The following is a 12,793-nucleotide window of genomic DNA, read 5'->3' as shown; positions in this document are numbered from 1 at the left end:
ATCCAAACCTACCCCCGAATGACTGTGATATTTCTCCCTTGGGGACTTAGGGCTATTTCCGTGGTAGTGCGATCGCTGATAGGGGGTAAATCGGGGCGACGGTCAAATATTACTAACCATCCTGTATCTAGATTGAGTCCTGATAAATATTTATCTAATTGTATCAATCCTTGCTGCAATGGGTCGGGTTTACCCTGTTTCCATACCTTTAATTCCATCCCTAAGACCACATCCCCATAACGCAGACATATATCCATCCTCCCGGAGCCGATGGCGTATTCCCGCTCTAAGCTACCGCCACCATTAACCACACGGTGTAAAAATGCCATTAATACTAAGTGGGGGGCTATTTCTGGGTACGGGGTGCTTTTAAATAATGGTTCTCCGTGTTGTCGCCAAAAGTCTAAGAATGAATTTAACAATGCTACTGCATCCAGTTTGCCAGTGGGTGTTAACCAGGTGGGTTGAACAGATGTTAAAGAAGCAATTGTGACATTTGCTAAAGTTTTCGGAAATACCTCTTTATAGATAGGATTAGCAATTTCAATTCCACCACCTCTATCCCGTTTACATAAACCTAAATCTAGCACATAGCGTAAATCATCATCAGGAACATTGCCTAACTCTTCCCCGGCTAACATGGGTTGAATAATCGCCTTAACTCTATCTTCCCGCAGTCGCTCTGCTAAACTATCTAAGTGGGTGTCTTGTCTTTGAATTAGTATATCTTTAGCTTGATTAATTAAATCTACCGTGATGGGGATCTTCACATCTTCTGCTAAATACTCTGTAACTTCCTTAGCTAAAGCATTGACTAACCAAGGTTGACCCTGGGTTAAATCGTAGGCGTGGTTAATGGCTTCGGGGGTAAATATTTGTCCTGTGGCTTGGGTGTGTTGCTCATACAGACTTTTCACATCTTCTAAAGTGAAATTATTTAAAGTCAGAGACCGCACCTTGATATTAAAGGGGCTAGAGGTATTTAACCTGTCACTACCACCGGAAGCTACCTTGTAATCACGTACATCTCGCATCCCAATTAAGGCTACACATTGGGGGAAGCTCTGGGGGCGACGGGGAAAACCATCCCTTAACTGTCTTAAGACAGTAATTAAAGTTTGATTTTGCAGGGAGTCAATTTCATCAATAAACACTACTAAGGGGCGCTTAGAAGTTTGCGCCCAGGATTTGAGAAAAGAGCCAATACGTTGAGGTGGATTACCATTAGTTAAGAAAGGTGGTTGTAATTCTGTTGGTAGCCAACAGTCAATAGCATCTTGCCAAGCATCTAAAATCCTTCTTTCTGCCAGTTCTGGCTGATCGGGAAAAGCAGAGCCTACTTCTGCTGATACCATGACGGCGGTATATTTACCACTGGCTGTTAATTCCTGTGCTAGGGTGAGCATGGCAGTGGTTTTACCGGTTTGTCTGGGTGCATGCATGACAAAGTAATTCTCTTGATCAATCAGGCGTTTTAATTGGGGTAACCGTTCACTAGTGGGTAGGGTATAGTGGATATTGGGCTTACAAGGGGCCAGCGGTGTTAAACCATTTAGTCATAATAGTTAATATATACTCTGATTTAATTATAACTTCTCTGATTGTTGACGGTTGACTGTTGACTGTTGACCGACAAAACACCAGTGCGATCGCTAGGTAGTACCCAAAGCGATCGCTTTTATTCGTTACTCATATCCCCAACTTCTGACCATAATCTTGTCAGGTAGCCATAAATCTTCATAGAAGTCGGGGATATTGGCCGGGGGGGTAATAGTCATATCCCCGACTTCTGACCATAATCTTGTGAGGGTCACCCGTCACCCGTCACCCGTCAACCGTCAACAGTGCGATCGCCCCTAGGGTTCATTAACGAACTGTAATGTGATTATATTTTTAGTAACTATGAATATTACCCAACCTAACCACCATGCCTCACCAAGCATATTATTGTACCAGGCCAGGCTGCCCCCAACCTGAAAACCACTTAGAAGAGAATGACCCCACCTGTCAAGCCTGCGGATGCCCTGATTCTATCAAGTCCAAACGGGCGGTATCAACCCATAAAGCCTCTGGGTAAAGGAGGGTTTGGGGAAACTTTTCAAGCTGTTAACTTAGGACGCTTGAATCAAGATTACTGTGTGATTAAAAGATTGTATATCAATCCTAAAAATTTAGGTGCAGACAACACACCCGAACAAAAAGCAGCGCTAAAACAAGCTATTGAAAAAGCCTTTGAACGGGAGGCGCGGGTTTTAGAATATTTAGGGGATCAAACTGGACAAATTCCCTCTTTATACGATTATTTCAGCTTCACCGCTCCCCCTTTTGGGGAAGATACTGACTTTGAATATCAATATATAGTGCAACAATACATTGAGGGTGAAGATTTATCCCAGGAGTTGAAGCGCCGGGGGCGATTCTCAGAATCAAAGATTATTGATGTGTTAAAGCAAATCCTCCCAGTGCTGGAACTGATTCACAGCGTTAACTATGATGGTAAACTAAGTATCCATCGAGATATTAAACCCAGTAATATTATCCGGGAACAAGGGACTAACAAGCTAGTTCTCATTGATTTTGGTGCCGTTAAGCAGATTAAATCGGGAGAAAGTGACCCCCAAAAGTCTGTAGTGTTTGGCACTCCCGGATACGCACCCCCAGAACAAGGGAGAATTGTTTACCCTTCCACTGATTTATATGCCCTAGCAGCGTCATGTATTCAATTATTAACTAAGGACAACCTGGAAAATATCCGTAATTACGCTAATAATCAATGGCAATGGAGAAACAAATACCCTGGGATTGTCTCTAATACTGTCAGTAATGAACTGGCTGACATACTAGATAAAATGCTACATCCACAACCAGAGGAGCGGTATCAGTCAGCGGCGGAAGTAATTGAGGCGGTGGAGAAAGTTACCTCAAAAAATCAGAAGACAAATCAAGATGCGGATGTAATTAAGGCTGTGGAGAAAGTGACCACAGAAAATCAGGAGACAAATTCAGGTAATGATGATCAAACCGAAATTACTAATACCGGGGAGCAACAGCTATTAAAACTACTGATAGGCGGTGCGATCGCTGTGATGATGGCGGTGTTTATATATATTATTGTTGACCGTATTTGGCCTCGTCTTGAACTGAGTATGTTGAAAGACCCGGCCACTGGAATTGAGTTAAACTATCCTCAAAGTTGGAGTGTAAAGCCGAACAAAAATGTTATTACCCCAGAAACAAAATTTCGCTTAACTCCCCCCAACCCCTCCAGTAGTCCTTACTCTCCCTCTGTATTCATTAGCCAAAAAGACTTACCTTCAGGGGAAACCCTGACAGGGTATACCAACTCTTATTTACAAGAACTCAAAGACAAGGGGCATACTATCGACACATCTCAAGAGATTACCATTAATCAACTTCCAGGGTATCAAGTGGTTTATACCAACAAACAAGACCCTAACACACCAGTGCGTTTTCTGGAAAATTGGATGATCTACGGGGGAAAACTGTATATTCTCACCTATAGTGCTGAGGAACCATTTTATAGTCAATTCGCCCCCATCGTAAAGAAGGATATGTTACCTTCCTGGAAAATTAAACCAGCTACAAGCCCCTAGTCCTATCATGATTAGTGTATCGAATATTATTTGACCCCACCCTCTTCCTTACAAGGGTAGGTTTTTTACATTGTCGTCAGGGTAAGACAAGGTGGACAAGGAAGGACAGTGGACAAGGGAGGAAAACCGTACAAATAATGTACAATTGGTAACAAAAACTGACGCTCAACAGACCATTTTTTGTAGAAAATCTTCCTTGTCTACTTTCCCTCCTTGTCTTCGGTGGTCCCTGCGTTCACAGATCATATTAAAAACCTACCCCTGTGAGGAGACGGGGGTTAGAAACCCCCGTCTCAAAGCTAAAGTCCACTGCAAGTGGACTAGTGGGTTACCTAGAATACCCTACCGTCAACCGTCAACGGTTCGACTCCGCTCACCGACCACCGTCAACCGTCAACGGTTCGACTCCGCTCACCGACCACCGTCAACCGTCAACGGTTCGACTCCGCTCACCGACCACCGTCAACCGTCAACGGTTCGACTCCGCTCACCGACCACCGTCAACCGTCAACGGTTCGACTCCGCTCACCGACCACCGTCAACTAGTCCGTAAGCCCAAGGTTAAAATTTAGCAGTTAATTATTTACATGGGTGGGGAATGGTGCTACAGTAGCATCAACTGGCTATTATTGCTACCAATAGCCCAAATATTCAAGAATATTAACCAAAATTTGCCTTTACAACTTCATAGCCCTGTGATGAAAAAATACCTGAAAGTACCTTTAACAGCCCTAGCTGTAGCCTTGAGTGTATCTAGCGTCTCGGTGATTAATAGCCAACCCACAGCAGCCCAAGCCCAGGACTTTTTCTGTGGGGCTAACTGGACTACAAATGCAAATGTTGCCTACCCTGCTACCATGGTACGTCACCCTAAAGGGAATATCCCCATTATTACCTGGACTGGGAAGAGGATTAATGATACCTGGACACCCCGGAAACGATGCGAAACGGTTTCTCAACGGTTTGAAGAATTGAATCGTCAAGGAAAACTCCAAGCCCTGGAAGTGGGAAGGGTGAATAATCAACCCGTCATCTGCGGTTTAGGTCTTGGTGAACGAGGCTGCAATAGTAATAATACTTTGCTGACAGTCACCAATGGCACAGATCCGTATAGGGTGCTAGATGGGCTATTAAATACCCGTATTAATGCCTCCGGTCAAGAACTTTATCTCAAAGGCGGTGACCCCGGTAGAGTGGTAGTCAACAAGGATAGTGATGGGGTAGCCAGAGTTGACCTTGAAGCGATTTATGAGGCTCACTTGTCTGTTTTCGACTCTCACCAGCCGCAGTCAGAACGCATTTGGTAACCTAAAACTCTTAAGAGGCGCACATGAGTGGGTGGAAAAAATTCCTCACAATTCTGGTTACAGTGAGCGCCGCCATCACTCCTGGGGTGTCTGGGGTGGTGGATGCTTCACCGTCTCTCACCCTAGGGGTGAGTAATAACTATTGCCCTGGGGAAGGAGCAGTAGAGGCAGAAGCTCGGTCAATTACAGTTAAAATTATCCATCGCCCCGACAGAAATGGTAACTATCTGCCCCTCGGTTCCGGGGTGTTGGTGAGTAAAGCTAGTGACACCTATGACGTCATCACCAATCACCATGTTTTACAGGGAGGTACAGGCCCCTACTGGGTGGAAACCCCCGATGGTCTATACCACACCGTCACCGCTGTGGGGGATAAAACCCATTTCCGAGGTAAAGATTTAGCCCTGTTACAGTTTAACTCTCACAGGGGAACTTACAACCCAGCCACCAGGGCAAAAGTTGACCCCCATCCAGGTTTTGTCATGGCGGCTGGTTTCCCCCTATCTCCAGAGACCCCTGGACAAACCAGACGTAAACACCCGGCTGATGGCAACTTAGCCACTGAACCCGGTAAAATCACCAAGGTATTAACCAAACCTTTAGAGGGAGGATACCGCATTGGTTACACCAGCGATGTGCTTAAGGGTATGAGTGGTGGACCGGTGTTGAATTGTAGCGGCGAACTAGTGGGTATTAACGGCCTCCATGCCCAACCCATTTGGGGTAATCCCTATGTATTTGCCGATGGCTCCTCTGTCAACCCCAGGGATGTAGCCGCTATTAGTCAATATAGCTGGGGTATCCCCGTCAGTGATTTTTCCTTTGCCCGGTTACCTTAAGGTGATAGCCCATGAGATTTACCCCAGAACTAGCAGTAATTTTAGGCGCTACCACAGCGGTAGTAGTGCATTTACAACCAGTCTTAGCTGTTAACCCAGTGGAAATACCAAGGCTGGCAACAATACAAATTTATAACATTGCCCGACAAATCACCGTCAAAATCGGTGGCTTGGATGGTAAAGGTTCTGGGGTAATGATTAATCGCCAAGGTAACGTTTATACCGTCCTGACTGCCTTTCATGTTGTGGAAAAGCCAGGGGACTATCGGGTAATTACTGGGGATGGGGAGAGCTACGAGATTGACCAGATGGAGCGCCTACCAGGGTTAGATTTAGCCATTGTTACTTTTACCAGCACTAAAGAGTATAGAGTGGCAGCGGTAGCGGATTCCCGGACAGTGAATAATGGTTCCCCCCTATATTATGCCGGGTTTCCCGAAAATACCAATCCCAGACAGTATACATTTACAACGGATCAACTGACATCCCGCAGTCAGGGAGAAAAGGAAGGATACGACTTAATTATGTCCGGTAAACCCCAACCGGGAGTCAGTGGGGGACCAATTTTTGACCAGCGGGGGTTTGTCATTGGCATCTATGGTAAGGGAGAACTGGGCTACGTAACCAGAGATGGGGTGCAGGGTATCCCCATAGAGAAAATCCCTGACCTCTCCCGACGGGCGCGGGTGGTTACCTGGTCAAGTTCGAGCCTAGTTAACACCCTCCCCGGACATTCAGATTCGGTCTGGTCAGTAGCCTTCAGCCCTGATGGTAAAACCTTAGCCTCTGGGAGTCTGGATAGTACCATCAAACTGTGGGATGTCGCCACGGGGAGGGAAATCGCCACCCTCACGGGACATTCAGAGTGGGTTTATTCAGTAGCCTTCAGCCCTGATGGTAAAACCTTAGCCTCTGGGAGCGGGGGTATTTTCGGAATTGATTACACCATCAAACTGTGGGATGTCGCCACGGGGCGGTCAATCGCCACCCTCACTGGACATCCATATGATGTTAGTTCAGTAGCCTTTAGCCCGGATGGTAAAACTTTAGCTTCTGGGAGTTTTGATAAAACTATCAAACTGTGGGATGTCGCCACAGGGGCGTCAATCGCCACCCTCACGGGACATTCAAGCTCGGTTCATTCAGTAGCCTTCAGCCCGGATGGTAAAACCTTAGCTTCTGGGAGTTCGGATAGAACCATCAAACTGTGGGATGTCGCCACGGGGCGGTCAATCGCCACCCTCACGGGACATTCAAATGTTGTTACTTCAGTAGCCTTCAGCCCGGATGGTAAAACCTTAGCTTCTGGGAGTTGGGATAGTACCATCAAACTGTGGGATGTCGCCACCCGGCGGTCAATCGCCACCCTCACCGGAAATTCATATGACGTTAGGTCAGTAGCCTTCAGCCCGGATGGTAAAACCTTAGCTTCTGGGAGTTCGGATAGAACCATCAAACTGTGGGATGTCGCCACGGGGAGGGAAATCGCCACCCTCACCGGAAATTCAAGTTCGGTTTGGTCAGTAGCATTCAGCCCGGATGGTAAAACCTTAGCTTCTGGGAGTGATGATAACACCATCAAACTGTGGCAAGAAAGTATAGTCACCGCAGAAACTGTTACCCCGGTGAATGTGCTAGTTAATGACAGGTCCGAAAAAATCACCGTGCGCCTGGAAACAGCGCTGGGTTCGGGAGTAATTATTAATCGCCGGGGTGATACCTATACGGTCCTCACGTCCCATCATCTCATAGCCCCACACCAGACAGTTAAACTCACCACCCCCGACGGTCAAAAACACCAGTCCGTACCTAGGGGTCGTTTAGGGGACTTGGATTTAGGTCTATTGGAATTTACCAGTAAGAATAATTATGACACCGCCCTGGTGGCAGATGCCACGGCAGTCCCCACAGGAGCAACGGTATACACCGCAGGATATCCCGAACCCCGTCAGAGTAATCCTCAGGAACGGCCTTATTTTTTACATCCAGGTAAAAAGAGACCAGACCAAGAAGGCGAGTATAACCTGCAACTAGAAGGTCAAGCCCGACCGGGGTTAACCGGTGGTCCGATCCTCAATGAGTGGGGATTTGTGATTGGTATTTATGGTCAAGCGGACTTTAATGATATGTACCAGCAGGGTATTTCTCTGGAAAGGATACCCAATTTACAAACCATCGCCACTGTAGTTACCTGGCCTAATCCTACCTTAGTTAACACCCTCACTGGACATTCAAGAAGGGTTGATTCAGTAGCCTTCAGCCCCGATGGTAAAACCTTAGCTTCTGGGAGTGGGGATAACACCATCAAACTGTGGGATGTCACCACGGGGAGGGAAATCGCCACCCTCACCGGACATTCAGATGATGTTGATTTAGTAGCGTTCAGCCCGGATGGTCAAACCTTAGCCTCTGGGAGTGGGGATAACACCATCAAACTGTGGGATGTCGCCACGGGGAGGGAAATCGCCACCCTCACGGGACATTCATCTAGGGTTAACTCAGTAGCATTCAGCCCGGATGGTAAAACCTTAGCTTCTGGGAGTGGGACTATTTTCGTCGATTCCGATGACAGCATCAAACTGTGGGATGTCGCCACGGGGAGGGAAATCGCCACCCTCACCGGACATTCAAATCGGGTTTTTTCAGTAGCCTTCAGCCCGGATGGTAAAACCTTAGCTTCTGGGAGTGCGGATAACACCATCAAACTGTGGGATGTCGCCACGGGGAGGTCAATCGCCACCCTCACCAGACATTCAGATTTGGTTCATTCAGTAGCCTTCAGCCCCGATGGTAAAACCTTAGCCTCTGGGAGTGGGAGTTTTCGCGGAATTGATAACACCATCAAACTGTGGGATGTCGCCACGGGGAGGGAAATCGCTACCCTCACGGGACATTCAGGTGGGGTTGGTTCAGTAGCCTTGAGCCCGGATGGTAAAACCTTAGCTTCTCGGAGTGGGGATGGTATCAAACTGTGGGATGTCGCCACGGGGAGGGAAATCGCCACCCTCACGGGACATTCAAGTAGGGTTACTTCAGTAGCCTTCAGCCCGGATGGTAAAACCTTAGCCTCTGGGAGTGAGGATGGTATCAAGATTTGGCGGGGGCGTTAATGGTTGACGGTTGACGGGTCAGGGGTTAAGAGCTACGACCACCGGGAGCCGGGGGTTAGAAACCCCCGTCTAATAGCTAAAGTCGGATAAATCCGACTGAGTGTTAGAGATAACATTATAAATAGGGTTAATAATCATTGCCTAGAGTATTATATGTAAGTTAGCAGTCCACTTTTAGTGGACTTTGGCTATGAGACGCTTAATTTATTCCTCGGTTGCACTGAGCAGCAACGCTTCTCAGATCCCCGACTTCTGGACAAATTCTATGAGATTATGCCAATTATCTAAGAAGTCGGGGATCTTACTCACCCGCGATCTGCTTGCATCGCTATCTTTTCTGGGTGGTTGACTGTTGATGGTAACACCTCTTCCCAGTCAACAGTCAACGGTCAACGGTCAACGGTCAACAAATCCAAACCTACCCCCGAATTACTGTAATATTTCTGCCTTGAGGACTCAGGGCTATTTCGGTGGTAGTGCGATCGCTGATGGGGGGCTTACAAGGGTAGGTTTTTTACATTGTCGTGAGGGTAAGACAAGGTGGACAAGGTGACAAGGTGACAAGGGAGGAAAACAGTATAAAGTCTGTTGACGGTTGACTGTTGACTGGGATAGATGGGTTATCCGCGAATGACTGTGATATTTCTGCCTTGAGGACTCTGGGCTATTTCGGTGGTGGTTCTGTCACTAATGGGGGGTAAGTTGGGGCGACGGTCAAATATTACTAACCATCCTGTATCTAAGTTTAATCCTGATAAGTATTTATCTAACTGTACCAATCCTTTGGGTAAGGGGTCGGGTTTTCCCTGTTTCCATACTTTTAATTCCATCCCTAAGACTACATCCCCATAACGCAGACATATATCCATTCTCCCGGAGCCTATGGCGTATTCTCGCTCTAAGCTCCCACCACCATTAACAACGCGGTGTAAAAATGCCATTAATACTAAGTGAGGCGCAATTTCTGGGTAGGGAGTGCTTTTAAATAATGGTTCTCCATGTTGTCGCCAAAAGTCTAAAAAGGTTTCTAACAATATTTGCGGGTTTAACTCCCCTGTGGGTGTTAACCAACTGGGTTGAATCATCGGTAAACTATCTTGAGTACCCTGGGATAACACCTTGGGGATTACCTCTTGATAAATGGGGTTAGCTACCTTTAAACCACCCTCTTTACTACGAATCACTAAACCTAAATCTAACAGATAACGGCGATCGTCTTCTGGGGTGTTAGGTAATTCTTCCCCAGATAAAATAGGTTCTATGATTGCTTTAACTCTATCTTCTCGCAGTCGCTCTGCTAAACTATCTAGATGGGTGTCTTGCCTTTGAATTAAGATATCTTTGGCTTGATTGATTAAATCTACAGTGATGGGAATATTCACATCTTCTGCTAAATACTCTGTAACTTCCTTAGCTAAAGCATTGACTAACCAAGGTTGACCCTGGGTTAAATCATAGGCGTGGTTAATGGCTTGGGGGGTGAAAATTTGACCTGTGGCTGCGGTGTGTTGTGCGTATAGATTATTTACATCTTCTAAAGTGAAATTACTTAAAGTCAGAGAGCGCACCTTGATATTAAAAGGGCTAGAGGTATTTAACCTATCAGTACCACCAGAGGCTACCTTATAATCACGTACATCCCGCATCCCAATCAAGGCTACACATTGGGGGAAACCTTGGGGGCGACTAGGATAACCGGAGCGTAATTGTCGCAGTACAGAAATTAAAGTTTCATCACTTAAAGCATCAATTTCATCTAAAAATACTACCAGGGGAAGGGGAGAACTAGCCGCCCACATACTGAGAACTGTTTGTAAATCTAACTGGGTGATTCCCGTTTCTTCCTTAATCTGATTGATATGTGGTAAGGGTAACTTCAAAAACCGGATTTGATTTTGCCAGTGATTTAAAATACTATTTTGCGCCGCCAGGGGATCATGGGGAAATACTGCGCCCACTTCTAAGGATAGTAAGAAGGCGGTATATTTACCACTGGCTGTTAATTCCTGTGCTAGGGTGAGCATGGCAGTGGTTTTACCAGTTTGTCTGGGTGCATGGATGACAAAGTAATTTTGTTGGTCAATCAGGCGTTTTAACTCTGGTAACCGTTCACTGGTGGGTAGGGTATAGTGGATATCTGGCTTACAAGGGCCTGCGGTGTTAAACCATTTAGTCATAATAGTTTAGGTTGACGGTTGACGGTTGACGGTTGACTGGGATAGATGGGTTATCCGCGAATGACTGTGATATTTCTGCCTTGGGGACTTTGGGTGATTTCGGTGGTAGTGCGATCGCTGATGGGGGGTAAGTTGGGGCGACGGTCAAATATGATTAACCATCCTGTATCTAAATTTAATCCTGATAAGTATTTATCTAACTGTACCAATCCTTTGGGTAAGGGGTCGGCTTTTCCCTGTTTCCATACTTTTAATTCCATCCCTAAGACTACATCCCCATAACGCAGACATATATCCATTCTCCCGGAACCTATGGCGTATTCTCGCTCTAAGCTCCCACCACCATTAACAACGCGGTGTAAAAATGCCATTAATACTAAGTGGGGGGCTATTTCTGGGTAAGGGGTACTTTTAAATAATGGTTCCCCATGTTGTCGCCAAAAGTCTAGAAACGATTCTAACAATGCTATTGCATCGAGTTTACCAGTAGGTGTTAACCAGGTGGGTTGAACAGATGTTAAAGAAGCAATTGTGACATTGGCTAAAGTTTTAGGAAAAACTTCTCTGTAAATAGGATTAGCAATTTCCAGACCACCACCTCTATCCCGTTTACATAAACCTAAATCTAGAACATAGCGTAAATCATCATCAGGAACATTGCCTAACTCGTCACCGGCTAACATGGGTTGAATAATGGCTTTTACCCTATCTTCTCGCAGTCGCTCTGCTAAACTATCTAAGTGGGTGTCTTGCCTTTGAATTAGTATATCCTTAGCTTGATTGATTAAGTCTACTGTGATGGGAATATTCACATCTTCTGCTAAATACTCTGTAACTTCCTTAGCTAAAGCGTTGACTAACCAAGGTTGACCTTGAGTTAAATCATAGGCGTGGTTAATGGCTTCGGGGGTGAAGTTTTGCCCGGTGGCTTGGGTGTGTTGTGCGTATAGATTTCTTACATCTTCTAAGGTGAAATTACTTAAAGTCAGAGACCGCACCTTGATATTAAAGGGGCTGGAGGTATTTAATCTATCAGTACCACCAGAGGCTACCTTATAATCACGTACATCCCGCATCCCAATTAAGGCTACACATTGGGGGAAGCCTTGGGGACGGCGGGGGAAACCGTCCCTTAACTGTCTTAATACAGTAATTAAAGTTTGATTTTGCAGGGAGTCAATTTCATCAATAAACACCACCAGTGGGCGCACAGAAGCCTCCGCCCAGGCAGTTAAAGCAGTATTTATCCTTTGTCCTGGTAGTGCATTCGGCCACACCGGTGGTTCTAGCTCCTTGGGTAGCCAAAATCTTGCCGCCTCTCGCCAAGCACCTAAAATTGCCTGTTCTGCTACTTCTGGTTGATTGGGAAAGGGCGAGCCTACTTCTGCTGATACCATGACGGCGGTGTACTTACCACTGGCTGTTAATTCCTGTGCTAGGGTGAGCATGGCAGTGGTTTTACCGGTTTGTCTGGGTGCATGGATGACAAAGTAATTCTCTTGCTCAATCAGGCGTTTTAATTGGGGTAACCGTTCGGTGGTGGGTAGGGTATAGTGGATATTCGGTTTACAAGGGCCTGCGGTGTTAAACCATTTAGTCATAAAAGTTTAAGTATAGGTTGATTTGATTATAACTTCTATGATTGTTGACGGTTGACTGTTGACGGTTGACTGGGATAGATGGGTTATCCGCGAATGACTGTGATATTTCTGCCTTGGGGACTTAGGGCTATTTCGGTGGTGGTGC

Annotated in this window: 9 protein-coding genes and 1 pseudogene; 7 read left to right on the top strand and 3 right to left on the bottom strand. The window is 46.1% G+C overall.

What is annotated here, in order from left to right; translation table 11 throughout:
- Positions 1 to 8 precede the first annotated feature (8 nt).
- Positions 9 to 1,560 (bottom strand): annotated as a pseudogene (locus tag AC6IZ0_RS17705) (ATP-binding protein).
- A 367-nt stretch (positions 1,561 to 1,927) separates the two neighbouring features.
- Here AC6IZ0_RS17705 and AC6IZ0_RS17700 point away from each other — a divergent pair.
- From AC6IZ0_RS17700 to AC6IZ0_RS17670, 7 genes are all read left to right on the top strand, one after another.
- Entirely contained in the window at positions 1,928 to 2,077 is a 150-nt protein-coding gene (locus tag AC6IZ0_RS17700) for a 4-Cys prefix domain-containing protein (protein WP_497724164.1), read from the top strand.
- Positions 2,025 to 3,614 carry a protein kinase domain-containing protein gene (locus AC6IZ0_RS17695; RefSeq protein WP_497726094.1) on the top strand — a complete coding sequence of 530 codons (1,590 nt, stop codon included), beginning with the start codon at positions 2,025 to 2,027 and terminating at the stop codon, positions 3,612 to 3,614. The genes AC6IZ0_RS17700 and AC6IZ0_RS17695 overlap by 53 nt, the downstream gene beginning before the upstream one ends.
- A 323-nt stretch (positions 3,615 to 3,937) precedes the next feature.
- A complete protein-coding gene (locus tag AC6IZ0_RS17690; RefSeq protein WP_497724162.1) occupies positions 3,938 to 4,186 on the top strand; it encodes a hypothetical protein in 249 nt (82 codons plus the stop codon).
- Between the two features lie 15 nt (positions 4,187 to 4,201).
- A complete protein-coding gene (locus tag AC6IZ0_RS17685) occupies positions 4,202 to 4,921 on the top strand; it encodes a COP23 domain-containing protein (protein ID WP_497724160.1) in 720 nt (239 codons plus the stop codon).
- A 23-nt stretch (positions 4,922 to 4,944) separates the two neighbouring features.
- Positions 4,945 to 5,760, top strand: a complete 816-nt coding sequence (locus AC6IZ0_RS17680; RefSeq protein WP_497724158.1) for a S1 family peptidase — start codon at positions 4,945 to 4,947, stop codon at positions 5,758 to 5,760.
- 11 nt (positions 5,761 to 5,771) lie between these two features.
- A complete protein-coding gene (locus AC6IZ0_RS17675) occupies positions 5,772 to 8,870 on the top strand; it encodes a WD40 domain-containing protein (RefSeq protein WP_497724156.1) in 3,099 nt (1,032 codons plus the stop codon).
- Positions 8,871 to 9,225: 355 nt separating this feature from the next.
- On the top strand, positions 9,226 to 9,423 hold the full coding sequence (locus AC6IZ0_RS17670; protein WP_497724154.1) for a hypothetical protein: 198 nt from the start codon (positions 9,226 to 9,228) through the stop codon (positions 9,421 to 9,423).
- Between the two features lie 67 nt (positions 9,424 to 9,490).
- On the opposite strand, the gene AC6IZ0_RS17665 is transcribed toward AC6IZ0_RS17670, so the two are convergent.
- Both AC6IZ0_RS17665 and AC6IZ0_RS17660 read right to left on the bottom strand, forming a co-directional pair.
- On the bottom strand, positions 9,491 to 11,047 hold the full coding sequence (locus AC6IZ0_RS17665) for an ATP-binding protein (RefSeq protein WP_497724153.1): 1,557 nt from the start codon (positions 11,045 to 11,047) through the stop codon (positions 9,491 to 9,493).
- 50 nt (positions 11,048 to 11,097) lie between these two features.
- A complete protein-coding gene (locus tag AC6IZ0_RS17660; RefSeq protein ID WP_497724151.1) occupies positions 11,098 to 12,648 on the bottom strand; it encodes an ATP-binding protein in 1,551 nt (516 codons plus the stop codon).
- Positions 12,649 to 12,793 lie beyond the last annotated feature (145 nt).

Source organism: Anabaenopsis sp. NIES-4685, assembly GCF_059725405.1.
Note: the sequence above shows the minus strand (reverse complement) of the source record. Positions and strands in the feature narration are given on the sequence as shown.